24 protein-coding genes and 1 tRNA gene are annotated in these 26,068 nt (G+C 66.7%); 12 read left to right on the top strand and 13 right to left on the bottom strand.

Annotated elements, in window-relative coordinates; translation table 11 throughout:
* Positions 1 to 173: 173 nt before the first annotated feature.
* From AC6IW9_RS14755 to AC6IW9_RS14745, 3 genes are read left to right on the top strand one after another with little or no spacing between them, the layout of a single operon-like run.
* Positions 174 to 896, top strand: a complete 723-nt coding sequence (locus AC6IW9_RS14755) for an ImuA family protein (protein ID WP_497764660.1) — start codon at positions 174 to 176, stop codon at positions 894 to 896.
* Entirely contained in the window at positions 811 to 2,334 is a 1,524-nt protein-coding gene (locus AC6IW9_RS14750) for a DUF6504 family protein (protein ID WP_497764658.1), read from the top strand. Before AC6IW9_RS14755 ends, AC6IW9_RS14750 begins: the two co-directional genes overlap by 86 nt.
* Entirely contained in the window at positions 2,331 to 5,600 is a 3,270-nt protein-coding gene (locus AC6IW9_RS14745) for an error-prone DNA polymerase (RefSeq protein ID WP_497764656.1), read from the top strand. The genes AC6IW9_RS14750 and AC6IW9_RS14745 overlap by 4 nt, the downstream gene beginning before the upstream one ends.
* Before the next feature lie 32 nt (positions 5,601 to 5,632).
* On the opposite strand, the gene AC6IW9_RS14740 is transcribed toward AC6IW9_RS14745, so the two are convergent.
* Together AC6IW9_RS14740 and AC6IW9_RS14735 are read right to left on the bottom strand one after the other, a co-directional pair.
* Positions 5,633 to 5,881, bottom strand: coding sequence for a helix-turn-helix domain-containing protein (locus AC6IW9_RS14740; protein ID WP_497764655.1), 249 nt, complete (start codon positions 5,879 to 5,881; stop codon positions 5,633 to 5,635).
* 189 nt (positions 5,882 to 6,070) lie between these two features.
* Complete coding sequence (locus AC6IW9_RS14735) at positions 6,071 to 6,379, bottom strand: hypothetical protein (protein WP_497764654.1); 309 nt, start codon at positions 6,377 to 6,379, stop codon at positions 6,071 to 6,073.
* A 442-nt stretch (positions 6,380 to 6,821) separates the two neighbouring features.
* On the opposite strand from AC6IW9_RS14735, the gene AC6IW9_RS14730 reads away from it, so the two are divergent.
* From AC6IW9_RS14730 to AC6IW9_RS14720, 3 genes are all read left to right on the top strand, one after another.
* Complete coding sequence (locus AC6IW9_RS14730; RefSeq protein WP_497764653.1) at positions 6,822 to 7,001, top strand: YdcH family protein; 180 nt, start codon at positions 6,822 to 6,824, stop codon at positions 6,999 to 7,001.
* A 163-nt stretch (positions 7,002 to 7,164) separates the two neighbouring features.
* A complete protein-coding gene (locus AC6IW9_RS14725; RefSeq protein WP_497764652.1) occupies positions 7,165 to 8,595 on the top strand; it encodes a protein adenylyltransferase SelO family protein in 1,431 nt (476 codons plus the stop codon).
* Positions 8,596 to 8,695: 100 nt separating this feature from the next.
* A complete protein-coding gene (locus AC6IW9_RS14720; RefSeq protein WP_497764649.1) occupies positions 8,696 to 8,914 on the top strand; it encodes a YdcH family protein in 219 nt (72 codons plus the stop codon).
* A gap of 137 nt (positions 8,915 to 9,051) precedes the next feature.
* Here AC6IW9_RS14720 and rlmH read toward each other — a convergent pair whose 3' ends face one another.
* The 5 genes from rlmH to AC6IW9_RS14695 form a co-directional block, all read right to left on the bottom strand.
* A complete protein-coding gene (gene rlmH / locus AC6IW9_RS14715; RefSeq protein WP_497764647.1) occupies positions 9,052 to 9,531 on the bottom strand; it encodes a 23S rRNA (pseudouridine(1915)-N(3))-methyltransferase RlmH in 480 nt (159 codons plus the stop codon).
* 65 nt (positions 9,532 to 9,596) lie between these two features.
* Entirely contained in the window at positions 9,597 to 10,094 is a 498-nt protein-coding gene (gene rsfS, locus AC6IW9_RS14710) for a ribosome silencing factor (protein WP_497764645.1), read from the bottom strand.
* Positions 10,095 to 10,448: 354 nt separating this feature from the next.
* A complete protein-coding gene (locus AC6IW9_RS14705) occupies positions 10,449 to 11,420 on the bottom strand; it encodes a quinone oxidoreductase family protein (protein ID WP_497764643.1) in 972 nt (323 codons plus the stop codon).
* A gap of 22 nt (positions 11,421 to 11,442) precedes the next feature.
* Positions 11,443 to 12,189, bottom strand: a complete 747-nt coding sequence (locus AC6IW9_RS14700; protein WP_497764641.1) for a YebC/PmpR family DNA-binding transcriptional regulator — start codon at positions 12,187 to 12,189, stop codon at positions 11,443 to 11,445.
* A 303-nt stretch (positions 12,190 to 12,492) separates the two neighbouring features.
* The gene (locus AC6IW9_RS14695) at positions 12,493 to 13,005 is read right to left on the bottom strand and encodes a DUF4265 domain-containing protein (RefSeq protein WP_497764640.1); all 513 of its coding nucleotides are present in this window, start codon (positions 13,003 to 13,005) and stop codon (positions 12,493 to 12,495) included.
* Here AC6IW9_RS14695 and AC6IW9_RS14690 point away from each other — a divergent pair.
* From AC6IW9_RS14690 to AC6IW9_RS14670, 5 genes are all read left to right on the top strand, one after another.
* A complete protein-coding gene (locus tag AC6IW9_RS14690; protein ID WP_497764639.1) occupies positions 13,004 to 13,561 on the top strand; it encodes a YidB family protein in 558 nt (185 codons plus the stop codon). The genes AC6IW9_RS14695 and AC6IW9_RS14690 overlap by 2 nt on opposite strands.
* Positions 13,562 to 13,847: 286 nt before the next feature.
* A tRNA-Leu gene (locus AC6IW9_RS14685) sits at positions 13,848 to 13,932 on the top strand.
* Positions 13,933 to 14,773: 841 nt separating this feature from the next.
* Entirely contained in the window at positions 14,774 to 15,076 is a 303-nt protein-coding gene (locus AC6IW9_RS14680; RefSeq protein ID WP_497764638.1) for a hypothetical protein, read from the top strand.
* Positions 15,076 to 15,564: a PIN domain-containing protein gene (locus tag AC6IW9_RS14675; protein WP_497772534.1), complete on the top strand. Its 489-nt coding sequence runs from the start codon at positions 15,076 to 15,078 to the stop codon at positions 15,562 to 15,564. Before AC6IW9_RS14680 ends, AC6IW9_RS14675 begins: the two co-directional genes overlap by 1 nt.
* Before the next feature lie 398 nt (positions 15,565 to 15,962).
* Complete coding sequence (locus AC6IW9_RS14670) at positions 15,963 to 16,646, top strand: hypothetical protein (RefSeq protein ID WP_497764636.1); 684 nt, start codon at positions 15,963 to 15,965, stop codon at positions 16,644 to 16,646.
* Between the two features lie 20 nt (positions 16,647 to 16,666).
* Here the strand turns inward: AC6IW9_RS14670 and AC6IW9_RS14665 are convergent, their stop codons facing one another.
* The 6 genes from AC6IW9_RS14665 to AC6IW9_RS14640 form a co-directional block, all read right to left on the bottom strand.
* Positions 16,667 to 17,230: a hypothetical protein gene (locus AC6IW9_RS14665; RefSeq protein ID WP_497764635.1), complete on the bottom strand. Its 564-nt coding sequence runs from the start codon at positions 17,228 to 17,230 to the stop codon at positions 16,667 to 16,669.
* 86 nt (positions 17,231 to 17,316) lie between these two features.
* Positions 17,317 to 17,511 (bottom strand): hypothetical protein, encoded by a 195-nt coding sequence (locus tag AC6IW9_RS14660; protein WP_497764634.1) that lies wholly within the window; start codon positions 17,509 to 17,511, stop codon positions 17,317 to 17,319.
* Between the two features lie 105 nt (positions 17,512 to 17,616).
* Entirely contained in the window at positions 17,617 to 18,699 is a 1,083-nt protein-coding gene (locus AC6IW9_RS14655; protein WP_497764633.1) for a cell wall hydrolase, read from the bottom strand.
* Between the two features lie 129 nt (positions 18,700 to 18,828).
* A complete protein-coding gene (locus tag AC6IW9_RS14650; RefSeq protein WP_497764632.1) occupies positions 18,829 to 19,248 on the bottom strand; it encodes a secondary thiamine-phosphate synthase enzyme YjbQ in 420 nt (139 codons plus the stop codon).
* Between the two features lie 68 nt (positions 19,249 to 19,316).
* Positions 19,317 to 21,995: a pyruvate, phosphate dikinase gene (gene ppdK / locus AC6IW9_RS14645; protein ID WP_497764630.1), complete on the bottom strand. Its 2,679-nt coding sequence runs from the start codon at positions 21,993 to 21,995 to the stop codon at positions 19,317 to 19,319.
* Between the two features lie 343 nt (positions 21,996 to 22,338).
* On the bottom strand, positions 22,339 to 23,295 hold the full coding sequence (locus AC6IW9_RS14640; protein WP_497764628.1) for a TAXI family TRAP transporter solute-binding subunit: 957 nt from the start codon (positions 23,293 to 23,295) through the stop codon (positions 22,339 to 22,341).
* A 229-nt stretch (positions 23,296 to 23,524) separates the two neighbouring features.
* Between AC6IW9_RS14640 and AC6IW9_RS14635 the strand changes: the two genes are divergently transcribed.
* Entirely contained in the window at positions 23,525 to 26,056 is a 2,532-nt protein-coding gene (locus tag AC6IW9_RS14635; protein WP_497764626.1) for an FtsK/SpoIIIE family DNA translocase, read from the top strand.
* Positions 26,057 to 26,068 lie beyond the last annotated feature (12 nt).

The raw sequence follows: 26,068 nt of genomic DNA, 5'->3' as shown, positions 1-26,068 counted from the left end.
CAGGAGAGATCAGGGCGACGCGAGCTGCCGTCAAGAGCGGCAAAATTCAAACTGACCCACTACCCGATTGGACGGCGGCTTGACTCCGTGGGACGTGTTGTAGAACAATTCGAGAACATGACGCCGAACATCCCCGGAGGTCAACAAGGAACTTGCGGCCCGCCATAGAGTCCTTGCGCGCGCAAATCGAGAAGATCGAAGGTCGAAGCCGGCGCGCGAAATCGGTGCTTCCATTCGGAATCGCCGAGATGGACTCGCGACTCCCTGGCGGCGGATTGGCGCGCGGCGCTCTTCATGAGATCGCCGGTGGCGGGAATGGCGCGGTCGCCGCCGCCGCCGCTCTGTTCGCCGCCGGCGTGGCGGCCAGGACCAAGGGGAAAGTGCTGTGGTGCGTCACGCGCCCGGATCTGTTTGCTCCGGCACTGGCGCAGGCAGGGCTCGCCAGCGACCGGGTGATCTATGTCGAGGCCGGCGACGACAAGACCGCGCTGGCCTGCATGGAAGAAGGCCTCCGGCATGGCGGACTCGGAGCCGTCGTCGCCGAAGTCGCGCGACTGTCCATGACCGCCTCACGGCGACTCCAGCTTGCCGCCGAAGGGACCGAGACGATCGGGATCGCGCTCCGCCGCTGGCGGCGGCAGACGGAGACAGCCGATTTCGGGCAACCGACTGCGGCGATGACAAGGTGGCGCGTGTCGGTCCTACCCTCGACGCCGCTGCCGGCGCCGGGCGTCGGACGGCATCGCTGGCGGGTTGAGCTGATCCGCGCCCGCGCGGGCGAAAGCGCAGAGTTTATTCTGGAGGCGTGCGATGCAGCGGGTTGTCTCGCTCTTCCTGCCGACCTGGCCCACCGACCGGGTGCGGCGAAAGGCCGGCGACGCGGCGCCTCCGGCTGAGGCGCCGCTCGTCCTGATCGGCCGGGAAGGACAAAGGCGGGTAGTGAAGGCGGCCGACGCCGCCGCCCAGGCCTCCGGCCTTCGCGTCGGCATGCTCGCGATCAAGGCTCGGATTCTCGTATCCGGCCTCATCGTCCAGGACCACGACCCTGCCGCCGACGCTGACGCGCTGGAGCGGCTGGCGCTCTGGGTTCTCCGGCGCTTCGCCCCCCTCGTCACTACGGACCCGCCGGACGGGATCGTCATCGATTCGACCGGCGCCGACCATCTCCATGGCGGCGAGCAGGCGATGCTCGACGCCCTGGTCAGCCGGCTCGCCCTATCCGGCATCGCCGCGCGCGCGGCCGTGGCCGATAGCCGGGGCGCGGCCCACGCCCTCGCCCGCTTCGTCGCCCGCCCGACCACGATCGCGCCAGCCGGGCATGGCGCGTCCGTGCTGGCGGCCCTGCCGCTCGCCGCCCTCCGTCTTCCGGGCTCGACGCCGGCCGACCTCCGCGTCCTCGGCTTCGAGCGGATCGGCGATCTGCTCGCCCCGCCGCGGGCGCCGCTCACCCTGCGCTTCGGTCCCGAGCTCGGCCGCCGGATCGACCAGGCGCTCGGCGACCTCGCCGAACCGATCGACCCGATTCGTTCGCCCGATGCCGTCGAAGCGCGCCGATCCTTTCCGGAGCCGATCGGAGCGGCGGAAACCATCGCCCGCTACATCCGCAAGCTGGCGACCGACCTCTGCGCGACGCTCGAGGAGCGCGGGCTCGGCGCGCGCCGCCTCGATCTTATCTGCCAGCGCGTCGATAACCGCACCCAGGCCGTCCGCGTCGGCACGGCGCTGCCCGTCAGGGACGCCGAACGCCTCGCCCGGCTGCTCTGCGACAAGATCGAGACCATCGACCCCGGCTTCGGAATCGAGGCGATGAGCCTCACTGCAACCCTCGCCGAGCCGCTCGCAAACGGCCAGATGGCGAGCGCCCTGATCGAGGAGACGACCCCCGACGTCTCCGACCTGGTGGACACCCTCGCCAATCGCGTCGGCGCGCGCTTCGTCTACCGGGTCGCCCCGGTCGCCAGCGACGTCCCGGAACGATCGGTCCTCCGCATCCCGGCGATGGCGCCCGAGACGGGAGCGACATGGCCCGGCCATTGGCCGCGTCCGGCGCGATTGCTGTCCCAGCCCGAACCGATCGAGACCGTCGCGCTGCTTCCCGACCATCCGCCGGCGTCTTTCACCTGGCGCGGCGCGCGCCGGCGCGTGAAGCGGGCCGACGGCCCGGAGCGCGTCTTCGGCGAATGGTGGAAGCGCGACGCCGAGCTCGTCGCCGTGCGCGACTATTTCCGGGTCGAGGACGAAGCCGGCGAACGCTATTGGATCTATCGCGCGGGGGACGGCGAGGACGCCGCCACCGGCTCGCACCGCTGGTATCTGCACGGAGTGTTCGGATGAGCGGTCCGCGCTACGCCGAATTGCAGGTCACCTCGCATTTCTCCTTCTTGCGCGGCGCCTCCTCGGCCGAGGAGCTGTTCTCGCAAGCCGCGCTGCTCGGCGTCGAGGCGCTGGCCGTGGTCGACCGCAACTCGCTGGCCGGCGTCGTGCGCGCCCATGAGGCGGCGAAGGTGACGGGCGTGCGCCTCGTCGTCGGATGTCGTCTGGATCTCGCCGGCGGCATTTCGGTCCTCATCTATCCGACCGACCGGCCATCCTATTCACGGCTCTGCCGGCTACTGTCGCTCGGCAAGGGCCGCGCCGGCAAGGGCAAGTGCCAGCTCGAATGGAGCGATCTCGTCGCTTATGGTGAAGGGCTGATCGCAGTCCTCGTGCCGGACCACGCCGACGACGAGTGCGGCCTCCGCCTGCGGCGCCTGCGCAAGGCGTTCGGCGACCGGTCCTACATGGCGCTGACGCTGCGCCGCCGCCCGAACGATCAGTTGCGGCTCCATGAGCTGTCGAACCTGGCCGCGCAGTCGCGTGTGCCGACTGTCGTCACCAATGACGTCCTGTTCCACGAACCCAGCCGGCGCATGCTGCAGGATGTCGTCACCTGTATCCGCCACAATGTCACGATCGATGCGCTCGGCGATCGGCGCGAGCGCCACGCCGATCGCTACTTGAAGCCGCCCGAGGAGATGCATCGCCTGTTCGGTCGCTATCCGGAAGCGCTCGCGCGCACGATCGAGATCGCCGACCGTTGCCGCTTCTCGCTCGACGAACTGGCCTATCAATATCCCGAGGAACGCGACGATCCCGTGCTGACGCCACAGGAAACGCTGGAGAAGCTGACCTGGGAGGCCGCGGCCCGACGCTATCCCGAGGGGCTTCCCGACAATGTGCGCGCGACGCTCCTCCATGAGCTGCTGCTGATCGAGAAGCTCGGCTATGCGCCGTACTTCCTGACGGTCAACTCGATCGTTCGCTTTGCCCGCTCGAAGGATATCCTTTGCCAGGGGCGCGGGTCCGCCGCCAACTCAGCGGTCTGCTACGTCCTAGGCATCACCTCGATCGACCCCGGCCGCAACGACCTGCTGTTCGAGCGATTCGTCTCGGAGGAGAGACGCGAGCCGCCCGATATCGACGTCGATTTCGAGCATGAGCGGCGTGAGATCGTCATGCAATGGGTGTTCGACACCTACGGCCGCGACCATGCCGCCCTCTGCTCGACAGTCATCCGCTATCGCACCAAGGGCGCGCTGCGCGACGTCGGCAAGGCGCTGGGCCTTCCCGAGGATCTGATCGGAACGCTCTCCTCGCAGGTCTGGGGCTGGTCCGAGGAAGGCGTCGAGCAGAAGCATGTCGAGGGTCTGAACCTCAACCTCGGCGACCGGCGTCTATGCTTGGCGCTCGATCTCGCGCGCCAGCTCATGGGTGCGCCTCGTCACCTGTCGCAGCATCCCGGCGGGTTCGTCCTGACGCATGATAGGCTCGACGAACTGGCGCCGATCGAGCCAGCCGCAATGGACGCGCGGCAAGTGATCGAATGGGACAAGGACGATATCGACGCGCTCCGTATGATGAAGGTCGACGTCCTCGCCTTGGGGATGTTGAGCTGCATGAAGCGCGGCCTCGACATGCTCGCCGACCACAAGGGCATCAATCTCGATCTCGCGACCATCCCGGCCGAGGATCCACAAACCTATGCGATGATCCGCCGCGCTGACACGCTCGGCACCTTCCAGATCGAATCTCGTGCGCAGATGTCGATGCTGCCGCGCCTCGAGCCCCGGACCTATTACGACCTCATCGTGCAGGTCGCGATCGTGCGGCCCGGCCCGATCCAGGGCGACATGGTGCATCCCTATCTCCGGCGCCGCGAAGGCCTCGAGCCGGTCCATTATCCCAAGCCCGAGCTGGAGAAAGTGCTGGGAAAGACCTTGGGCGTGCCGCTCTTCCAGGAACAGGCGATGCGCGTCGCCATCGAATGCGCCGGCTTCACGCCGGGTGAGGCCGACTTGCTCCGCAAGTCCATGGCGACCTTCAAGCACACGGGCGGCGTCAGTTCGTTCAGGACCAAGCTCATCGAGGGAATGGTCGCCAACGGCTACGATCGCGACTTCGCCGAACGAATGTTCAAGCAGCTAGAAGGCTTCGGCAGTTACGGATTTCCGGAAAGCCACGCGGCCTCTTTCGCGCTGATCGCCTACGCCTCGGCCTGGCTCAAATGCAGGCACCCGGACGTGTTCTGCGCGGCGCTCCTCAATTCGCAGCCTATGGGCTTCTACGCCCCCGCCCAGATCGTCAGGGACGCGATCGAGCACGGCGTCGATGTTCGGCCAGTCTGCGCCAATGCTTCGCGCTGGGACTGCACGCTGGAGCCGACCGATGACGAGGATCGTTTCGCCGTCCGTCTGGGCCTGCGCATGGTCAAAGGTCTCACGAACGCCCACGCCGCTGCGATCATCGCTTCGCGCGCCGACCGGCCTTTCGCCTCGATCGACGATCTCTGGCGCCGCGCCGGCGTGCCCTCGACCGCGCTCGTGAGGCTCGCCGAGGCCGACGCCTTCCGTCCGACCCTGGGCGCCGTCCGCCGCGAGGCCCTGTGGGCGATCAAGGGTCTCCGCGACGAGCCGCTGCCGCTCTTCGCCGCCGCTGCCGCCCGCGAGGAGAAGATCGCGCCCGAGGCGAATGAGCCCGCCGCGGCGCTGTGGCCAATGACGGCAGGCGGCGAAGTCGTCGAGGACTACGGCCATGTCGGGCTCACGCTCCGCGCGCACCCATTGTCATTCCTACGCGAGGATCTTCGACGCCGGCGCATCGTGACATGCGCGGAAGCGATGGCGGCGCGCGACGGCCAATGGCTAGAGGCGGCCGGTCTGGTGTTGGTGCGTCAAAGACCCGGCAGCGCCAAGGGCGTGCTGTTCATCACACTCGAGGACGAGACCGGCATAGCGAACCTCGTCGTCTGGGCACAGACCTTCGAGAAGTTCCGCCGTGTCGTGATGGGAGCCAGCATGCTGGCCGTTCGCGGACGCGCTCAGCGTGAGGGGGAGGTGGTCCATCTGGTTACGCAGCAGCTCGCCGATCTGTCGGCCGATCTAGCAACGCTGGGCAGCCGCGACGTGCCGTTTCCGCCGCCGCACGGGCATGGCGACCAAGTTACGGCGGGTGGCGGTCCCGACCCGCGTGAGCTGCCCCCGAAAGGCCTGCGCACCCGTGACATCTACATTCCCGATCTGCACATCGACACGATCAAGGTGAGGGCGCGCAACTTCCGCTGATACATCATGCCACACGGCTCTCCAGCGCTGCGTCACCCGGTCACCATTCGCGCCAGCGCCAGCGCCTCCCTCCTGACATCGACCGGCGCAAGCATTGGGTCGCCGCGCTCGACGGCGACCGTCAGGGCGACTCTCTCGGCTGCGGCGGCGTGCAGTCCGCGCAGCGACTCGCCGGCCTCGAGCGTCTGGTAAGCACGAAGGCCGAGGCCCATGCGCCCGGCCATCTCCGCTTGCGTCAGTCCGAGGCGTTTCCGTAGCGCCGCCAGCTCCTCATTGGTCATTGGCATTTCCGTCGGCCCGGCTTATCTTCCCCTTCGGAAGCGGGATGAGGCCTTCGCCCCACCCCGCCCCCTCCGGTTTAGAAGGAGATGGCGATGCTCACTCGCCATCTCCCCCACCGGAGTGTCACCGTGAGCTTGATGCTCATTGTCACACTCCAGGTCGTCGAGCAGAATTGCCCGACACCCTGTTTATACGAAAAAACTGCACGTCATGCAATAATGACACGCAGTTTTTTCGTTTTTTTTAGCGCTGATTTTTCCGACGATCTGCGCTTCTTCTGGCTCGCGCGCCGAAATGATCGGCGGCGCGACGACCTCGGAATGATTCTCGCGAGAATCGATGACGACGAACGGCAGGCGCGCCACCTCCCGGCGGTCGAGCAGTTGCCGGATGGACGTGCGCACAGGATGCGCACAGGATTGGCGGAACAGAACGTGAAATATCATCGCCGAAAACCGCTGGAAATCGGCGGCGTTCGTTGCCGCGAAAGCGCTCATAACGGTCTGGTTGCAGGTTCGAGTCCTGCCCGGCCACGCGGAGCGCCCGTCCGGATATCCGACGAGGACGGGAGTTCCGCGAAAAATCCCGCTGCACGGTGGTAGCCTTACCGCAAGCTTCTGTTATATCGAATGAAATTGCGCGTCAGTGCTGCGGCTTGGGAAGCTGTCGTTCTACCACTGAACTACGCCCGCCTTCGGCCTGAACCGCTTCGCTTGTATAGGATTTTTCCCTGGCCGGAGCAAGGCGCAGTGGGCCGCCGCCGCGCGCGGACGAGCCCGCGGCATAAGCGGGAAATGATCGATAATTCGTTTAGAATCGAGCGCTTCCCCAACGATTTTCGTAACCGCCGCGACGTCGTTCCCCCTTGCGGGACGCGGGCTTTGTGTCACACTTCCTTCGTCCTTCTGTCTTGGAGACGAAACCAAAGGAGGCGCCACTATGTCGCTACAGGGTCATCTCGTCGAGCTGGAACGCCGTCACGAGGCGCTCAAGAAAGAAATCGAGCAGGAGCTGAACCACCCCCGACGCAACGAAATCAAGATCCACGAGCTCAAACGAAAGAAGCTTCAGCTCAAGGACGAGATCGTCAAGCTGCGGCACGGCGCGACATTGCACTGACGACGCCCGGCTTATTTCCGAAATAGCGCCCGAGGCGGAGAGCGATCTCCGCCTTTTTGTATCTCGACCCCGAACGATCGCGCCGGGCGCCACGCTTGCTTCTTCGCCTCGTCCCGCCGACGGTCAAAACCCGCAGGCCCATCTTCCCGAAGAGGCGCTCCTCATGCCGTTCTCCCCGCGCTATCGCCCCGCGCCTCTGCATTCGACGCTGGGCGACGCATTGTTCGACCTCGTCGAGCCGGCGCGCTTTCCCCGCCATGTCCTGCGTTATCGCAATCGGCGCGCCGCCGCCCGCGTCGGGCTCGACACGCTGACCGACGACGAATGGATCGCCCATTTCGGCCGCTTTGAGCGGCTTCCCGAGAATTTTCCCGAGCCCCTCGCCTTGCGCTATCACGGCCATCAATTCCACGTCTATAATCCGGACATCGGCGACGGTCGCGGCTTCCTGTTCGCGCAATTGCGCGACGCCGAAGACGGCCGGCTGCTCGATCTCGGCACCAAGGGCAGCGGCCGCACGCCCTGGTCGCGCCAGGGCGACGGAAAGCTCACGCTCAAGGGCGGCGTGCGCGAGATTCTCGCCACCGAGATGCTGGAGGCGCTCGGCGTCGACACGTCGAAGAGCTTCAGCCTGATCGAGACCGGCGAATCGCTCTATCGGGGCGACGAGCCCTCCCCCACGCGCTCCGCCGTGCTGGTGCGGCTCTCCCATTCCCATATCCGCATCGGCACCTTCCAGCGCCTCGCCTTTCTCGACGATCAGGCGGCGATGACCCGGCTCGTCGATTATAGCGTCGCCCATTATTTCCCCGAGCTCGCCGAAGCGCCGGCGGAGACCCGCGCCGGGGACTTCCTGGAGCGCGTCGCGGCGCGGGTGGCGCGGCTCGGCGCGCGCTATATGGCGGCGGGCTTCGTGCACGGCGTGCTCAACTCCGACAATATCAACATCACCGGCGAGAGCTTCGACTACGGCCCCTGGCGCTTCGCGCCGCGCTATGATCCGCAATTCACCGCCGCTTATTTCGACGACGGCGGACTCTACGCCTTCGGCCGCCAGCCGGGCGCGCTCGGCTGGAATCTGACGCGCCTCGCAGAAACCCTGCTGCCGCTCGTCGGCCTCCCGCGGGCGCAAAAAATCCTCGGGGATTTTCAGCCGATCATCCAGCATGAGTTTCGGCTCGCTCTGCTCGACCGGCTCGGCTTGGCTCCGGCGAACGAACCGGAGGCGGAGACGGCGCTGGCCAAAGGCCTGCTCGAATTTCTCGGCAAGTCGCAGGTGGGCTTCGAGCAGACCTTCTTCGACTGGCGCGGCGGCCTCGTGAGCCGCGAGCGCGCCGCGCGCAGCCCACAGGCCGCGCTCTATGACGCGCCGGAGTTCGGCCCGCTGCACGAGGCGCTGGCCGCTCATGAAGCCGCGCCCGCGGCCAATCTCGACCATCCCTATTTCCGGCGCGAATCGCCCTGCACGATGCTGATCGAGGAGGTGGAGGCGATCTGGACGCCGATCGCCGCCGCCGACGACTGGAGCGCGCTCGACGCCAAGCTCGCCGACATCGCCCTGATGCGTGACGCCTATGGCTGTGGCCTGTCGTGATATGGCTTGAACAGGGGGCCCCCGGCGGGCGATAATCGCGCGCTGCGACTCGGCCGCCGCAGGGCGAGAGCGGGCGCGGCTCCGGTCGGTGTGGTGGCGAATGGTCGATGAGCTCAGCGAAGTCGAACGCGCGGCGATCCAGATGGAATTGGAGCGCGTGCGCCTCGAGCACCACGACCTCGAAGCGGCGATCGACGCGCTGATCGCCGTCGGCGCCGCGGACCAATTGCAGATCCAGCGGCTCAAGAAGCGTAAATTGCTGCTGCGCGATCGCTTGGCCTTTCTCGAGGATCAGCTCACGCCGGACATCATTGCCTGACGGACGGCGCCGCACGACTCGGTCCGCGCTCGTGCCGGAACGAATTTCTTCCGATCCGTTCATGCGCGACAGACACATGCGGACGGCTCGCATGACGCATGTCCGGGCGAATGCGCCCGAGCGTGGCGAAGATCGCCTCATCCTCGATGATAGGGATGGCCGGAGAGAATCGTCATCGCGCGATAGATCTGCTCGGCGGCGAGGATGCGCACGAGCTGATGCGGCAAGGTCATCCCGCCGAAAGAGAGCGCGGCCTGCGCCCGCTCGCGCACGGAAGGAGCCAAACCTTCGGCGCCGCCGATGGCGAAAGCGAGCGCCTTGACGCCCCTGTCGCGTTCGCTCTCGAGCAGGCGGGCGAAATCGGCGCTGGTCGCGGCGCGCCCGCGCTCGTCGAACACGACGAGGCCCGCGCCCGGGGGCAGAGCGGCGATGAGGCCCGAACCCTCCTGCGCCATGCGCTCGGCGGGGCTGCGGGCTCTGCTCTCGTCGATCTCCTGCAGATCGAGTCCGGCGAAGCCGAGATTGCGCATGGCCGAGATGCGCGCCGCATAGCGCGCGTAAATCTCGCGCTCGGGGCCGGCCTTCAGCCGCCCGACACACAGAAGTCCGAAACGCATCGGCCATCGCAGTCATTCGCGCGGCGCGAATGACGCCCCTGCTCCTCGAGCCGACCTCCTGCGCGTCAGACGACGCGCAGCTCCGTCGGGCGCGCCCCGCCCCACATCTTCTCGAGATTGTAGAACTGGCGCACTTCCGGACGGAAGATGTGGACGATGACGTCGCCGGCGTCGATCAGCACCCAGTCGCACTGCGGCAGCCCCTCGACGCGCGGTGCGACGAGTCCGGCTTCCTTGCAGGCTTTGAGCGCCTTGTCGGCAATAGCGCCGACATGCACGGTCGAACGGCCGCTCGCGATGATCATGTCATCGGCGATGGTCGTCTTTCCGCGCAGATCGATGGAGATGACGTCCTCGGCCTTGGCGTCTTCGAGGCTCGACAGGATCTTCGGCGTGATGGAGCCGGAGAGCGGGCCGTGCGGCCCCGCGGCCGGCCGGGACGGCGAGCGCGCCGCCCCTTCGAGAGCACTTGTCGTCAGCTTGCGACCCTCATGTTTCGCGGCGCTGGCGCCGCACTCACAAGATGAGCCGTTTTCAGCACGATTGCAACCATCTATATGCAATAGTCACGCCCGAGCCGCGGAGCGCCGGGCGTACGCAAAAAAAACCCGGCCTATGGCCGGGTTTTGAAAGGCGGTCCGGGCCCATCGTGAGGTGGGAGGAACCTCGAAGCCGGGACGATTGAGAATCCTATCCGATTCCTCCCGGCCGCGCGCGGCATATTTCGTCCTTTTTGTCCAGAGCGTAGGCGCTCGCAGCGCGTCTACGGCCCGGGTCGCGCCGCCGTCGCACGCCGACGCCAGCGCGGGCGCACCGGCAGCTTTCGCCAATTCAACGCGCTAGATTCTGTGGCGCCGACGGCCGACGGCTTTGTCACGCCACTGTGACTAAAATGTCACGGTTCTCGACTTCTTGCATCAAGGAATGAGAACCAGCGCCCCGGTCGTGCGCCGCTCCTCCAGATCGGCATGGGCGCGGGCGGCGTCGGCCAGCCGATAGAGCGTCGGACGTTCGAAAAAGAGGTCGCCCTTTTTCACCGCGCGCACCACGTCCTTCGTCATTTCCTCGAGATCGGCGCGGCGCGCGATATGAGTGAACAAGGAGGGACGCGTCGCGAACAGCGAACCCTTCTGCGACAGGAGATTGATGTCGAAGGCGTCGATCTTTCCCGAGGCCGAGCCGAAGCTCACGAACAGGCCGAAGGGCCGCAGACAATCGAGCGAGGCGGGAAAAGTGGCGCGGCCGACGCCGTCATAGACGACGTCGCAGAGCTTGCCCTTGGTGATCTCGCGCACCGCCGCGGCGAAATCCTCGCTGCGGTAGAGGATGGCGTGCTCGGCGCCGGCGGCGCGGGCGATCTCGGCCTTCTCCTCGTCGCCGACAGTGGCGATCACATGGGCGCCGAGCGCGCTCGCCCATCGGCAGAGCAACTGGCCCATGCCGCCGGCGCCGGCGTGCACCAGCAGCCGGTCGCCCTTCTTCACCTTGTGGGTCCGCCTCAGCAGATATTGCGCGGTGAGGCCCTTCAGCATCATCGTCGCGCCGGTCTCATAAGAAAAGGACTTCGGCAGCCTCACCAGCGAACCGGCCGAAATGTTGCGCACCTCCGCATAGCCTCCGAGCGCGCCGACATAGGCGACGCGATCGCCGACCTTCGGCCGGTCTACTCCCTCGCCGACGGCGATTACATCGCCCGCGCCCTCGAGGCCCGGCGTATAGGGCAAGGCCGTCGGATAGGCGCCCGTTCGGTAATAGACGTCGATGAAATTGACGCCGATGGCGCGCTGCACGATTTGCGCCTCGCCCGGCCCCGGCGGCGTCGGCTCGACTTCCTCGAGACGCAGGACCTCCGGTCCGCCGAGCTCATGCACGCGAATAGCTTTCGCCATGACCGTCTCCGAAACAAGCTCGTCAGCCGGAGAGGCGTGCGAGCAGAGCGTCCGAAACCTCGAAATTGGCGTAGACGTTCTGCACGTCGTCATTGTCCTCGAGCGTGCCGATCAGCTTCACGATCTTCTCGCCGGCTTCGTCGTCGACGGCGATGGTGTTCTGCGGCCGCCACACCAGCGCGGCCTTCTTGGGCTCGCCGAACTCGGCCTCGAGCGCCTTGGCGACGTCGCGCAGACCCTCGACCGAAGTGATGATCTCGTGGCTGTCTTCCGTCGCCGATACGTCCTCGGCGCCCGCCTCGATCGCCGCCTCCATCATCGCGTCCTCGGACGCCGCCTTGCGGGGAAACTCGATGAGCCCGACGCGGTCGAACATGAAGGACACGGCGCCGGTCTCGGCGAGGGAGCCGCCCGCCTTGGTGAAATAGGAGCGGATCTCGCCCGCGGTGCGGTTGCGATTGTCGGTCAGGGCCTCGATGATCACGGCGACTCCGCCCGGGGCGTAGCCCTCGTAGCGCACCTCGTCGTAATTCTCGGCGTCGGCGCCCGAGGCCTTCTTGATCGCGCGCTCGATATTGTCCTTCGGCATGTTCTCGGCGCGGGCGGCGAGCACGGCGGCGCGCAGGCGGGCGTTCATATTGGGGTCGGGCAGGCCCGTTTTGGCGGCGACGGTGATCTCGCGGGCGAGCTTGGAGAAGAGCTTGGAGCGGATCGCGTCCTGCTTGCCCTTCTTGTGCATGATGTTCTTGAACTGACTGTGCCCTGCCATGGTCCCGGCCCTTGAAAGTCCCGCCTTCGAAGCCCCCGTGGGGGCGCCGCCGCGTCATATACGCCGGCGCCGTGCGGAAATAAAGGAAAGGGCGCGGCGCTTTCGCGCATCCTTCCGAGAGCGACAGGATCCAGATGCGCGGCGTCGAACCACTCCCTCTCGCCCATTGCGGGCGGCTCAATGGATGTCGTGAAGATCCGCCTCGGCGAGACCGAACGGTCCCCGAAACTCACGCTCTCGGAGAAGATGGCCTTTCGTCGACCGCCGCGGCGAAGCTCGCCCGGACGCTCGAGAGCGCTTGCCCTATTGAAGATGCTCGGGCCGATGAATAGGCAGAGATCCATGCACGAAAGTGGTGTAGCCGATTTGGTAGAGCCAGGCGCCTCTCGCTTCGCCATCCGCTATGAGCCCATGCGCTTCGACGATGTCGACATCGCGCGGCACGTCCACGCTGAGCAGCATCTTTCTCCCGATGCCGAGGTCGATCGGCATGCTCTCGTAGGAACAACCCATCCTCTCCAAGATTTTCCAGTTCCCGCAGGCCAATTCCGTTTCGTCGTCGACGAGCAGCATATAAGTCGAATGACCGCCCCTCTCCGTGACGCGATCGAACTCGAATATGAAGCTGTCGTCGCGGGGAGAAGCGCGTACGACATCCGAGAACGACACGTCCATCGCGAAGAAGGGAGAGTTTCTGATCCTGAATTTCGTCCAGCCGCTTCCTTCGACATGTTCGGCCCAGAGCGTCTCCGATCCGTGGCCGTGCCAGTCCTCCGGATCGAGATGAAACAAAATTTTCACGTGGCCCGCCGCCATGGCTACTCCTCGATTCTCGGCTGGATATTCGTTCTCCGCAACGCTCCGGGACGAGGCTATCACGGCGTTCGGCGCGCTCGCCACCCTGTCGCGCTTCCTCGCCGCTCGCGCCGAGGCGCCGCATCGACGCGGCGACGCCGCGCCCTATGTCACCGGCGTCGTCGCGGCCGCTCCGGCTGCGGCGCTCGAGGCTCACGCCACGCGAAGGAGAATGGATATGGGTCTGCTCGACGGAATAGTGGGCGGCGTCATCGGCGTCGAGATCGCCACTCTCATCAACGGCTATATCGAGAAGCGCGGCGGACTGCAGAATGTCATCGCCGATTTCGAGAAGAGCGGCTATGGCGACAAGGTCAAGTCCTGGGTCGGGACCGGCCCCAATCTGCCCATCACCGCCGAGCAGGTGCAGCAGACTCTCGGCTCGGAGCGCATGAAGGAGCTCGGGGCCAAATTCGGCATTCCGATGGACAAGGTCGCGGCGCAGATCGCCGAATATCTGCCCAAGGCGATCGACAAGGTGACGCCCGAAGGCAAGCTGCCGCCCCAGCAGTCGTAGAGAACTCGCGACGCGCGCTCCTCCCGCTTGCGACCGCTCGCGGGAGGAAGCCGGGTCGGACGAGCGTTGTCGGCCGCGGTGGAATGGCCGAGTTCGCCGGTGTTTGCCGACGTCGCCGAGCCGCCGCGGCCTCGATCCACGCCCGCCGCACGGCGCGGCTATGGCGTTCATTCATGTGAGCGTCTGCTACAGCCTGCGCCGTTCCCGTCCGCGCCAGACGGAACGAGCAGACATCAGGTCGGCGACGGTTGCGCGAACGCTCGGAAGCGCTATAAGCGGGTCCATCGCGGGCGTGGCGGAATTGGTAGACGCAGCGGACTCAAAATCCGCCGTCGCAAGACATGTCGGTTCGAGTCCGACCGCCCGCACCATCTATCCTCCTGTTACCACCTATCCTCCTGTTACCACGATCGGGGTCGCCAGCGCCCAATATGGGAGCCCTTCAATGAGGTTTGCCGGGCTCCATCCTCTCAGCCATTGATCACCTGAAAGCGTACCCATCTCGCCTCCCTACAGCATCCTCCGCTCTATTCCGGTAGCTCATTCGACACGTGTTGACCGCCCAAAACAAAAGGGCGAGCATACTGGAGACAGAGCCAAGCAGGCACACGGCCAGCCAACCGCCGCTCGCAAACGCGAGCGTCGAAGCTATGGAACGCCGCAGCCTGCCGAATAGCATGTAGGCCGCAGCGAGCCGACTGCGGGCCTCAGGGGCGGACGCGATAGATTAGGCTTTGGTTCGTCACGTGCGCGGCCTGAAGACCGAAATCCATAACGACCACGCCGATAACCAGTCCGACGATCGACACGGACAGCAGCGCGCCTGGTACTGGCGTCTCTGAACCAATTCCCAAAGGACTCTTTCATCATTGGTCCACCCGAAGGCGTCGCGATAAATGCCGAATCGCCGGTCTTTGTCGCTGCGATATCGCTGGCGTGGTTGCTCGTCGCCCTTGCTTTCCTGCTCACGCGTAGGCTGGCGAGGCTCGCTCCTCAGATCGGATGAATTTCAAGTCGGGCTCTCAGCGCGCATCCGAAAACCCTCGCGTAGCGTAAAGACTTGCCCTTTTCGGCAAAAAGGTAGCCCTAGGCGGGCGTTTCGGAGTGCATCGGCGTTCCCCGGCGTAGGCGGAATCCGCAATCTGGACCTTACCGGCCTTGCAGGTCCCGCGCATTCTGGATATATTCCGGATATACGCCGGAGACCCTGAGATGAGCAAGCCTTCTCAGCAACGCGCAATCGCCAACTTTCGCAATCGGCTGGCCGAAAAGGGACTGGTCCGCTTCGAGGTGACTGGTCGCGATTCAGACCGCGCACTGGTTCGGACCGTCGCCCGCAGGCTTGCGGAGGGTGGCCCCGACTCCGATCGCCTGCGCGCCGCCGTCGAGCAGAACGTCGGCGGCGAGCCGCCCGAGAAAGGCGGCATTCTCAAGGCGCTGCTGGCCTCGCCCCTAATCGGCTCCGAGCTCGATCTGACCCGTCCGCATGAGGAAGGACGGAAAGTCGACATTTGATGCGCTACCTGCTCGACACGAACATCATCAGCAATTTCACCAAACCCGCGCCCTCAGAGTCGCTGATCGCTTGGATGGCCGAGCAATCCGACGACGACCTGTTCATCGCGTCGCTGACGCTGGCCGAAGTTTACAGAGGTGTCCTCGATAAACCGGCTGGCAAGCGACGCGATCAACTCGATGCCTGGTTCAAAGGGCCGCAAGGTCCCCGAGCGCTCTTTGCCGGACGCATCCTTTCCTTCGATGAGAATGCGGGGCTCGCGTGGGCGCGCCTCATGGCGGATGGCAAAGCCAGAGGAAGGCCGCGCAGCGCGCTGGATACCATCATCGCCGCGATCGCAGCAGCCAACGACTGCACGGTCGTCACCGACAACGAGCGCGATTTTGAAGGTATCGACATCATCAATCCCCTTCACGGCCAGTCGGCCGGACCTGATATAAAAAATCGTCCACCTCCGGCTGCTGCCGACGAGAAGGACGACGCGTAATGCGCATCACGCGTCTCACCATCTCAAACTTTCGTTCGATCAAGACTCTCGACCTCGACCTAAATTCGGCAACATGCCGCCGGCCGAAGCCGAAGCGCGCTATTACGCGCAACTCGATGAGCCCGCCATGGCGGCGTGACTCAAACGAAACGGCCTCCGGCAATCCCGGCGCGGTTCAATTTGCGCAGCCGCCTTCCGGGCTTTCTGTTCGGATTTCCCCGCGGCATGATGTGTCGCGCTCGAAGGCTTCGACGGCCGGGCCGAAAAGACGGCGGCGGAAAATTGACGTTCGCCGCGCCTTTGGGCATCTTCTGCGCCTCGTCGACGGCGCGTCTCGACCACCGCCGTCGGAGCAGCCGTATCGCGCGCCGCCGGGCTGCGAGAGGGGAGTGCCGCCCATGAGCAATGACCGCCCGCCGATCTCGCGCGATGTCGCGCCCGTCGCGCCGCCTCGGGACGAGGAGACCAAGCCCGCGCCGGAGGAGAGCTGGATCGAAAAAGTCGAGGAGGAGATCGAGGAGGTCGTGACGCAGCCGCCGCCGGTCCTGTTCCTCAGGGTGCTGAAGGTCGATCTCCCTTATTTCGTCATGCTGACCGCCGCCTTCGTCGGCATCGGCGCGGCGACCTTCACCGGCGCATTGACGCCGCTCTATTGGGAGGCGCTGGCGCCGGTCTATTGCATCACCTGCATCCACGCCGGCTGGCGCAACGCCGACACGCGCGAGGAGCGCGTCAGGCTCGTCTGGAGCCAGGCGGCGCATTGGTTCGCCGTGCTGCTCTCCATGTATGTGGTCTATCTGCCGCAGGTGCGCGACGTGATGAACACCAACGCCGCCGGCCTCACTCTGATGGCGATCTTGGCGCTCGCCACGGTCCTCGCCGGCATTCACGCCGAAGCTTGGCAGATTTGCGTCGTCGGCGTCATTCTGGCGGTGGCCGTCCCGATCGTCGCCTGGATCCAGCAATCGGCGCTGATGATGACGGTGCTCGTCATCGGAGTCGTGTTCGCCGGCTTCGTCGGCGCATCGCTGTGGTGGACCTCGCATGCGGAGAAAAAGCGCGAGTCGAAGCCGACGACGTGAGAGCGCGAGGGCGCGCGGCTTCAGGAGCCGCGCAGCCCATGCACATGGACGTCATGGGCCGAGTGCTTCGTCAAAATGTCGACGGCGCGTTTCTCGTGTTCTTCGTCCCATGTGCGCACCCAGAGCAGCAGTCCGCCACGGTCCAGCTGTTCCTGCAAAGTCTGCGCATGGCGGTCGCCGATCAGCTTGCCGAGCACGGCGCCGAGCAGCCCGCCCGCGCCGCCGGCCGCGGTCGCGGCGAGGACCGCCGCGGCCATCGAGCCGCCGGACGCAAAAATCAGCCCCGCGGCGCCGATCGCGCCGATATAGAACAGCCCGCCGACCAACGCGCCCTGCGCCTCGCCGATCGATTCGGGAGCGATATAGGAGGTGCGGGGGACATTGGCGTCGTCCTCGAGCTCCGAGACCTTCTTGTAGCGGCGGCCGAACTTCTCTTCGACGACATGCTCGCTGGTCATCAGGCTCAGGTCCGCGCGATCGAACCCCGAGCTCTGCAGCTCGTCGATCGCGTCCTGCAGCGCGTCGGCCGTGTCGAACACGCCGACCGCCTCGCGGACATCGCCGCTGTCAGTGTCAGACGACATGAGAACCTCCCTCGGGCGGAACGCCTTCGTCTCCCTATCTAGGGCGTCGGAAGACGAAAGCCGGAGGGGCCTCGAGAGGGCGCGAGCTATTGGTGGGGCGCCGCCTTCAGGCACGCCTCGATCGCCACGATCGTCGGAACGATGGCGTCCTTTTCCCGTTGGAGATGCTCGTCCAGGCTCGCGCCGTTCCTTCCCTCGAGTTCATGGATGGTCTCGAGACGCTGCTCGAGGATATCGAGGAGGACTTCGGCGTTTCTGCGCTCCAGCTCGACTTTGACCATGGCGGCCTCGGAGTTTCCTCCGGGATAACGAGCTCGACGGAGGCGTCGTTCCCGCCGCCTCGGAGCGTGCGAGCGGCGGCGCCGTTCGATCAGGCGCGCAGCGCGTCAGGTCTGGCCCGGCCGCAGGCGATAGAAGATGTGGTTGCCGATCTTGTCCGTGCGCTTCAGTGCCTTGGCCCAGCGCGGCCTCACATAATCGGCGTGATAATGCGTCGAGCGGCCGACGTCGGAAATATAAGTCTCGCCGTTCATCACTTCGTCGGCGATGCGCGTCGCGGTCGCCCAGGCGTCGGACTCGGTCACGCGCAGCCTTCTGCCCTCGCAGGCGAAGGAGAATTGGCAGGCCTTGTAATGGGTGCGGTTCTGATAGACGACGCCGCACACGCTCGACGGATAGAGTCCGGAGGACACGCGGTTCAGCACCACTTGCGCGACTGCCGCCTGGCCCGTCTCGGGCTCGCTGCGCGCTTCGAAATAGACCGCCTCGGCGAGGCAGCGTTTCTCGCGATCGAGCTTTGCGGGATCGATGAGCGCGGCGTAATCGGGGCGTCGCGCTCCCAGGGGCGCGATTGTGGCGTGCGAAACGGCGGCGACCTCGATCGGCAGCGCGTCGCGCTGCGCCGGCGTCGACGACGCGAGGGCGGCGGCGCGCGGAGTCTGTGGCGTGGCGCCATGGGCGGCGCGCTCCTTGGTCGCCTCGGTGGAGACGACGCGCTGCGTCGTCGCGGTGCCACGCTGCCGGGGAGAGGCGTGGCCGGCGCCACGCTGCGTGGTCGGCGCGCTTGCGTCGAGCGAGTCGTCGCCGGGCGTGAGCGCGGCGACCGTCGATTCGCCATCGGCGCCGGGCGCGAGCGCGACCGTCTCGACGGCCCCATTCCACGAGTCGAAAGTGGGCCGCAGCGCGATCAGCGGATCGCCCTTGTGGGTGCGGTCCACCTCGGGAAAACGCTGGACGTTCTGCTTGAGCACGACATGCGGCTCGCGCTCGTCCGGCGAGGCGGCCAGATCGTCGGCGTCGCCGACTTCGAGGCGTATGTCGCGGACCCCGTACGCGCGGCTCGCCGAGAGGCTCCAACCATCCATCGGCCGCTGGCCCGCATCGGCGGTGAAGGACACCAACAGGCCCGCTCCCAACCACCAGGGCGCGATTACGCCGATGGCCCAGCTCAATCCCGACCGACGACTCATACGCAGACTCCCGCGCAGCGCGCTGTGGCGCGGAAGCCACAGCCGCCGAAACGCTCGACGCGAAAACTTATCGCTTATTAGGCTTGCGGCTCCGTTACGGGCGCGGCTCGGCCGACGTCTCGGAATGGGTCATTCGCCGAGAAGATGGACGACGATCTCGCGGCTGTGCGCGCCGCGCCTGTGCTCGAAGAGATAGACGCCCTGCCAAGTCCCGAGCGCGGGGGAGCCGCCGGAGAGCGGAATGGAGAGCTGCGTCTGCGTCAGCGCGGCGCGAATATGCGCGGGCATGTCGTCCGCGCCTTCGCTGTCGTGCTCATAGAGGCCGGCGCCTTCGGGCGCGAGGGCGGAGAAGGCGCGCTCGAGATCGCGCAGCACGGCCGGGTCCGCGTTCTCCTGAATGACCAGCGAGGCGGATGTGTGCCGGCAGAACAGGGTGAGGAGCCCCGTCGTCATGCGCTGCTCACGCGCCCAGACGGAGATCGGACGCGTCACATCGAGGAAGCCTCTGCCGCGCGTCTCGAAACGGAAGTGGTGGAGGGCCTGGCGCATGCCGCCAATGTGCGGACCGGGGAGGGCGATGTCCAGAGAGCGAATCGGATCGCGCCGGCCCCCCCTCCTCACGCCGTGCTCGCCGCCTCCTTGCCCAGCGCCGCCTGCGCCGCGGCGAGGCGGGCGATCGGCACGCGGAAGGGCGAGCAGGAGACGTAATCGAGCCCGACGCTCTCGAAGAAGGCGATCGACGCCGGATCGCCGCCATGTTCGCCGCAAATGCCGAGCTTGATGTCCGGCCGCGCACTGCGGGCGCGCTCGGCGGCAAGCCGCACCAATTCGCCGACGCCCTCCTGATCGATCGTCACGAACGGATCGGCAGGGAGAATGCCTCGCTGCGCATAGGCGCCGAGGAAGGCGCCGGCGTCGTCGCGCGAGACGCCGAGCGCGGTCTGCGTCAGATCATTGGTGCCGAAGGAGAAGAACTCGGCCGCCTGCGCGATTTCGGCGGCGCGCAGGCAGGCGCGCGGCAGCTCGATCATCGTGCCGATCTGATGACGGGGCGAGAGCCCGGTCTCCTGCGCCACGGCGGCCGCCGTCGCCGCCACCTGCGCCTTCACGAAATCGAGCTCCGGCCTGCCGAAGACGAGCGGGACCATGATCTCGATCGCCGCGGGAACGCCGGTCGCGGCGGCCGAGACGATCGCCGCCTCGAAGATCGCGCGCGCCTGCATCTCGACGATCTCCGGGAAGGCGATGGCGAGACGCACGCCGCGAAAGCCGAGCATCGGATTGAACTCGGAGAGCTCTTTCGCGCGCTGCCGCAATTTGGCCGGGTCCGCGCCCATGGCGCGGGCGACCTCGGCGATCTCGGAATCCGATTTCGGCAGGAATTCGTGCAGCGGCGGATCGAGCAGGCGGATCGTCACCGGGAGGCCCGACATGATCTCGAACAATTCGACGAAATCGTCACGCTGCATGGGCAGCAGCTTGGCGAGCGCCGCGCGCCGTCCCGCCGCGTCGTCGGCGAGGATCATCTCGCGCACCGCGACGATGCGCTCGCCCTCGAAGAACATGTGCTCGGTGCGCACGAGGCCGATCCCTTCGGCCCCGAAGCGCCGCGCGGCGCGGGCGTCGGCGGACGTCTCGGCGTTGGCGCGCACGCGCATGCGCCGCGCCTTGTCGGCCCAGTCCATCAGCACGGCGAATTCGCCGGTGAGCTCGGGCTGGCGCATCTTCACCGCGCCGGCGATCACATGGCCGGCCGAGCCGTCGATGGTGACGAGATCGCCCTTGGCGAAGCGCCGTCCGGCGACGGTGAAGCTCTGGTCCTCGTAACTGACGCGGATCGCGCCGGCGCCGCAGACGCAGGGCTTGCCCATGCCGCGCGCCACCACCGCCGCATGCGAGGTCATGCCGCCGCGCGTCGTCAGAATGCCCTCGGCGGCGTGCATTCCGCCGATGTCCTCCGGGCTCGTCTCGACGCGCACGAGAATCACCTTGCGGCCGCCGGCGGCGAGCTTTTCCGCCTCTTCCGCATCGAAGACGATCTCGCCCGCCGCGGCGCCGGGCGACGCGGGCAGGCCGGTCGCGAGAACGGACGGCTTCGAATCGGGGTCGATGGTCGGGTGCAGCAATTGGTCGAGCGACAGCGGATCGACGCGCAGGATCGCCTCCTCGCGCGAGATCAGCCCCTCGTTCGACATGTCCACGGCGATCTTCAGCGCCGCCCGCGCCGTGCGCTTGCCGGCGCGCGTCTGCAGCATCCACAGCCGTCCGCGCTCGACCGTGAACTCCATGTCCTGCATGTCGCGGTAATGCGTCTCGAGCCGCTGCGCAATGTCGCGGAACTCGGCGAAGATCTGCGGCATGGCCGTCTCCATCGACGGCCGGTCGGACCGCCCGGCTTCGCGCGCCGCCTCGGTGATCGCCTGCGGCGTGCGAATGCCGGCGACGACATCTTCGCCCTGCGCGTTGATCAGGAATTCGCCGTAGAGCTCGCGCGCGCCGGTCGCCGGATTGCGGGTGAAGGCGACGCCGGTCGCGGACCGATCGTCCATATTGCCGAACACCATGGCCTGGATGGTGACGGCCGTGCCCCAATTCTCCGGAATATTGTGCAGCTGGCGGTAGATGATCGCGCGCGCATTCATCCAGGACGAGAAGACGGCGCCGATCGCGCCCCATAATTGCCGGCGCGCATCCTGCGGGAAAGGGCGCGAGGTCGCTTTCTCGACAATCTCCTTGAACAGCGCGGCGACAGCGCGCCAATCGTCGGCGGCGAGGTCCGTGTCCAGCGTGTGGCCCTTGCCGGCCTTGTAATGCTCGAGCGCGTCCTCGAATTCGTGATGCTCGAGGCCGAGCACGACCGTCGAATACATCTCGATGAAGCGGCGGTAGGAATCATACGCGAAGCGCTCGTTGCGGGCGATCTTCGCCAGCGCCTCGACGGTCTCGTCGTTGAGCCCGAGGTTCAGCACCGTGTCCATCATGCCGGGCATGGAGGCCCGGGCTCCCGAGCGCACCGAGACCAGCAGCGGCCAGTTCGTCTCGCCGAAGGCGTGTCCGGCGATCTCGCCGAGCCGGGTCAGCGCCGCCTCGACCTGCGGCTCGAGGCCGGCCGGATAGGTCTTGCCATTCGCGTAGAAGTGGGAGCAAACCTCGGTCGTGATGGTGAAACCGGGCGGCACGGGCAGGCCGAGAGCCGCCATTTCGGCGAGATTGGCGCCCTTCCCGCCGAGGAGGTCCCGCAAGGCGGCCGAGCCGTCGGCGGCTCCGGCGCCGAAATTATAGACCCATTTGGTCATCGCATCGCTTTCCGAGGCGCGTTTGTGCAGCGCACCCTAGTCGTCTCGCCTCATACAAGAACCGGACCGCTGGCGCGAATGGCGAAACGCCCGCGCCGACGACGACATCTTGCATATAGGAGCTTAAGCGGTCGACGGCGTTGCAGGAAGAGGCCACGGGGCCCGGCGTCGGCAAGGGGATAACGGCGACGTCGGCAGCCGCTTCCGCGGAGACTTCCGGGCGGCGCCGCAGCGGCGGGCCGAGACTTCGGCGTTTCGAAGAAGCGATGCGGTGTTCGAGTTACAAGGATCGCGGTCGAGTTCGTCCCTGGACCTCGAGCCTTCCAGGCTCGCTCTCTCGATGTCACCTCGCTTCGAAATCCCGGCGCCAGTCCGGCCGGGCGCCGGCGCGGGCGGCGACGGCGGGAGAAGCGTCTTCCGCGGCCTGCCTGATCTTGGCCGCGACGGCCGGCTGACTGCGATAGAATTCGTCGCGGATGGCGATCACGGCGGGCGTCGAGATCGAACGGAGCGCGCTGAACCAGCCGGATTCGAGCGTCGCCGTCGCATAGAGGCCGCGGCCGTTGAAGCGCATGCCCGATATGCGCTCATCGGGCCGGAAGTCGACGAATTTGAACACCCGCTGCTTGGTCTTCGGATCGACCGTCTCGCGCACCTCCTGCAGCAGGGGGGATTGCGGCCCGTCCATGACGAAGAAGGCGTCGATCTGCCGGTCGCGCAGCTTGTTGAGCGCCGTCGCCGATCCGTCCGGCTGAATGTCGATGAGGAGCTTCCATTCCGGCCGGCTCGCGAGGACATTGCGCAGCGTGAGCTCTCCGCCAGAGCCCGAGCCGCCCGCCGCGACGCGCAGAACATTGCCGGGCTTCAGATTCTCGATGAGATCGGCGAACTTGCCCTCCCGCGCCTCGGCGCGCACGACCATGAAGCCTTCATAAGGGTAGAGCGGCGCTCCGAGCATGACGAGCTTGCCGGCGCAGTCGGGCTTGCCGACGCGGGCGGCGAGCACGTCGGCCTGCACGACGGCGACATTCACATCCCCGTCGCAGAGGCCGTTCACCGATTCGACGCTGCCCTTCGACTCGAGCGGCTTCAGCCGAACGCCCTGGGCCACCGTCTTGGAGTTGATCTCCGGCACGACGATGGCGCAATTCTCCTTGTCGAGCTTGCCGCAGGCGATCTCGAGCTCGACCGTCTCGACCTTCTCTTTGGCGGCGCGCCGGTCCGAAAGAGATTCGGCCAGGACCGGGGCCGAGGTCGCGAGAATCGTCAGGCCGAAGGCGGCGCCGAGGGTCGAGTGCATCGCGAGCTCCGATCTTCCAATTCGCTTCGCGCGGGCGCGGCGCGGACCCCCTCAGTCTTCGCCGCTTTGCATGACGGAAAAGCGACGGCGCGCCCGCGCCGGGGCGCCCCGCGAGGGTTAATCGCCCCTTAACCCCGCTTTCTTAGGCTCCGAGCCTACATGCGGCGGAGGCCCGGGTCGAAAGCCGCTTCGCTGTCGTTTCCGCAGAAGACTATCGGGCCGTCCCGTCATGCCGCGCAGCAACGCTCTTCGTCGAGTTCCAGAGCCCGTCCGCGAATTCGCGGCGCGGCGGACGGCGGAGCTCGCCGGAGCCGCTCTGCTCGCCGGCTCGCTCGCAGCCACGCTGGCGCTCGTCTCCTGGTCGGCGCGCGATCCCTCGCTCAACCATGCGACGAGCGGCAAGGTGCGCAATCTGCTCGGCTCGGGCGGGGCGATCGTCGCCGATATCTCGATGCAGATGCTCGGCGTCGCCACCATCGCCGCCGTTCTGTCCCTCGCCATGCTCGGGGCCCGCTTGCTGACGCAGCGCGCGATCCACCGCCCGCTGCTGCGATTGGGCCTGTGGATCGTCGGCGCGCTCGCCGCGGCGGCGGTCGCCTCCTTCCTCCCGGTGACCGACCGCTGGCCGCTGCCGACCGGCCTCGGCGGCGTGCTCGGCGACGCGCTTCTGTCTCTGCCCCGACGCTACGCCGGCGAATCGAGCGCGATCATGGCCCTGGTCGCAGCGGTCGTCTCGGGCGTCGCCATCGTCTCTCTCACCGGCGCAGCCGGTTTCGGCTTCGAGGCGCGGACGGACGCGGCGCATGAGGACGCCTTCGAGGCCGAAAGGGCGAGCGAGGAAGATGCGGACGAGGAGCCCGGCGTCGCGCTCGTCTCGCTCGGGGCGCTGATCCATGTGGCGTTGACGGTGAAGACCCATGTCGCGAGGCGTCTCTCGCGGCTCTTCGCGCGCCGTCCGCCCGACGCGCTCGACGGCCCCGCCGGGCCGCCTCTGCTCGGGGCGCGGCGCGAGCCGGTGTTCGACATACTCTCCTTCGCGCCCGCGCCGCCGGCGCGGGCGCGAGCCGCCGCCGCGGCCGCGCCCGTCTCATATGACGAGGACGGCCCGCCGCCCGCGAGCGCGCGGGTGATGGAGCCGGCAGGTCCCTTGAAGCAGGGCAAGCGCGTGATGCGCGAGCGCCAGCCGTCGCTGTTCGAGAGCAGGGGCGCCGCACAACGCTACGAGCTGCCGGGCCTGCTGTTGCTGAGCGAGCCCAAGAAGCCCGCCGCCGGCGCCAAGGTGTCGCAGGACGCGCTCGAGCAGAACGCCCGCCTGCTGGAGGGCGTGCTCGAGGATTTCGGCGTCAAGGGCGAGATCATCAATGTGCGCCCCGGGCCGGTCGTCACTCTCTACGAGCTCGAGCCCGCGCCGGGCATCAAGTCCTCGCGCGTCATCGGCCTCGCCGACGACATCGCCCGCTCCATGTCGGCGGTCTCGGCGCGCGTCGCCGTCGTCTCCGGCCGCAACGCCATCGGCGTCGAATTGCCGAACCATCGCCGCGAGACCGTCTTCCTGCGCGAGCTGCTCGCCTGCGAGGACTTCGAGAAGACCAGGCATCGCCTGGCGATCGCGCTCGGCAAGACGATCGGCGGCGAGCCGGTGATCGTCGATCTCGCGCGCATGCCGCATCTGCTCGTCGCCGGCACGACCGGCTCCGGCAAGTCCGTCGCCATCAACACCATGATCCTGTCGTTGCTCTATCGGATGAAGCCCGAAGAGTGCCGCCTCATCATGGTCGATCCGAAGATGCTGGAGCTGTCGGTCTACGACAACATCCCCCATCTGCTGACGCCCGTCGTCACCGACCCCAAGAAGGCGGTGGTGGCGCTGAAATGGGCGGTGCGCGAGATGGAGGACCGCTACAAGAAGATGTCGAAGCTCGGCGTGCGCAATATCGAAGGCTTCAACGCGCGCGTCGTCGAGGCGCAGGCGAAGGGAGAGGTCATCACCCGCACCGTGCAGACGGGCTTCGACAAGGAGACCGGCGAGGCGATCTTCGAGCACGAGGAGATGGATCTGCAGCCGCTGCCCTTCATCGTCGTGATCGTCGACGAGATGGCGGATCTGATGCTCGTCGCCGGCAAGGACATCGAAGGCGCGATCCAACGCCTCGCGCAAATGGCGCGCGCCGCCGGAATTCATCTCATCATGGCGACGCAACGTCCCTCGGTCGACGTCATCACCGGCACGATCAAGGCGAATTTCCCGACGCGCATTTCGTTTCAGGTGACGTCGAAGATCGACAGCCGCACCATTCTGGGCGAGCAGGGCGCCGAGCAGCTGCTCGGCCAGGGCGACATGCTCTATATGGCCGGCGGCGGCCGCATCTCGCGCGTGCACGGGCCATTCGTATCGGACGCAGAGGTCGAGAAGATCGTCGCGCACCTGAAGATTCAAGGCCAGCCGCAATATCTCGACGCCATCACCACCGACGACGAGGGGGGCGAGGACGCGCCGGAAAGCGCGGCGCCCGGCTCGATGGATGCGGAAGAAGCGGGCGATCTCTACGACCGCGCGGTGGCGATCGTGCTGCGCGACCGCAAATGCTCGACGAGCTATATCCAGCGGCGTTTGTCGATCGGCTACAACAAGGCGGCGTCATTGGTGGAGCAGATGGAGCGCGAGGGCGTGGTCGGCCAGGCGAACCATGCGGGCAAGCGGGAGATTTTGGTGGGCGGCGGGATCGATCGCGGGGCGTTCGATAGAGAAGCGGCGGAGTAGAATCTGCTTTGC

Source organism: Methylosinus sp. shoA, assembly GCF_059718125.1.
Note: the sequence above shows the minus strand (reverse complement) of the source record. Positions and strands in the feature narration are given on the sequence as shown.

Bases quoted from the DNA above. Each gene is read 5' to 3' on its own strand.
- AC6IW9_RS14750 (WP_497764658.1), top strand. From the start codon at position 811: ATGCAGCGGGTTGTCTCGCTCTTCCTGCCGACCTGGCCCACCGACCGG.
- AC6IW9_RS14745 (WP_497764656.1), top strand. From the start codon at position 2,331: ATGAGCGGTCCGCGCTACGCCGAATTGCAGGTCACCTCGCATTTCTCC.
- AC6IW9_RS14740 (WP_497764655.1), bottom strand. From the start codon at position 5,881: ATGACCAATGAGGAGCTGGCGGCGCTACGGAAACGCCTCGGACTGACG.
- AC6IW9_RS14735 (WP_497764654.1), bottom strand. From the start codon at position 6,379: ATGAGCGCTTTCGCGGCAACGAACGCCGCCGATTTCCAGCGGTTTTCG.
- AC6IW9_RS14730 (WP_497764653.1), top strand. From the start codon at position 6,822: ATGTCGCTACAGGGTCATCTCGTCGAGCTGGAACGCCGTCACGAGGCG.
- AC6IW9_RS14725 (WP_497764652.1), top strand. From the start codon at position 7,165: ATGCCGTTCTCCCCGCGCTATCGCCCCGCGCCTCTGCATTCGACGCTG.
- AC6IW9_RS14720 (WP_497764649.1), top strand. From the start codon at position 8,696: ATGGTCGATGAGCTCAGCGAAGTCGAACGCGCGGCGATCCAGATGGAA.
- rlmH (WP_497764647.1), bottom strand. From the start codon at position 9,531: ATGCGTTTCGGACTTCTGTGTGTCGGGCGGCTGAAGGCCGGCCCCGAG.
- AC6IW9_RS14705 (WP_497764643.1), bottom strand. From the start codon at position 11,420: ATGGCGAAAGCTATTCGCGTGCATGAGCTCGGCGGACCGGAGGTCCTG.
- AC6IW9_RS14700 (WP_497764641.1), bottom strand. From the start codon at position 12,189: ATGGCAGGGCACAGTCAGTTCAAGAACATCATGCACAAGAAGGGCAAG.
- AC6IW9_RS14690 (WP_497764639.1), top strand. From the start codon at position 13,004: ATGGCTACTCCTCGATTCTCGGCTGGATATTCGTTCTCCGCAACGCTC.
- AC6IW9_RS14695 (WP_497764640.1), bottom strand. From the start codon at position 13,005: ATGGCGGCGGGCCACGTGAAAATTTTGTTTCATCTCGATCCGGAGGAC.
- AC6IW9_RS14680 (WP_497764638.1), top strand. From the start codon at position 14,774: ATGAGCAAGCCTTCTCAGCAACGCGCAATCGCCAACTTTCGCAATCGG.
- AC6IW9_RS14675 (WP_497772534.1), top strand. From the start codon at position 15,076: ATGCGCTACCTGCTCGACACGAACATCATCAGCAATTTCACCAAACCC.
- AC6IW9_RS14670 (WP_497764636.1), top strand. From the start codon at position 15,963: ATGAGCAATGACCGCCCGCCGATCTCGCGCGATGTCGCGCCCGTCGCG.
- AC6IW9_RS14665 (WP_497764635.1), bottom strand. From the start codon at position 17,230: ATGTCGTCTGACACTGACAGCGGCGATGTCCGCGAGGCGGTCGGCGTG.
- AC6IW9_RS14660 (WP_497764634.1), bottom strand. From the start codon at position 17,511: ATGGTCAAAGTCGAGCTGGAGCGCAGAAACGCCGAAGTCCTCCTCGAT.
- AC6IW9_RS14655 (WP_497764633.1), bottom strand. From the start codon at position 18,699: ATGAGTCGTCGGTCGGGATTGAGCTGGGCCATCGGCGTAATCGCGCCC.
- AC6IW9_RS14650 (WP_497764632.1), bottom strand. From the start codon at position 19,248: ATGCGCCAGGCCCTCCACCACTTCCGTTTCGAGACGCGCGGCAGAGGC.
- ppdK (WP_497764630.1), bottom strand. From the start codon at position 21,995: ATGACCAAATGGGTCTATAATTTCGGCGCCGGAGCCGCCGACGGCTCG.
- AC6IW9_RS14640 (WP_497764628.1), bottom strand. From the start codon at position 23,295: ATGCACTCGACCCTCGGCGCCGCCTTCGGCCTGACGATTCTCGCGACC.
- AC6IW9_RS14635 (WP_497764626.1), top strand. From the start codon at position 23,525: ATGCCGCGCAGCAACGCTCTTCGTCGAGTTCCAGAGCCCGTCCGCGAA.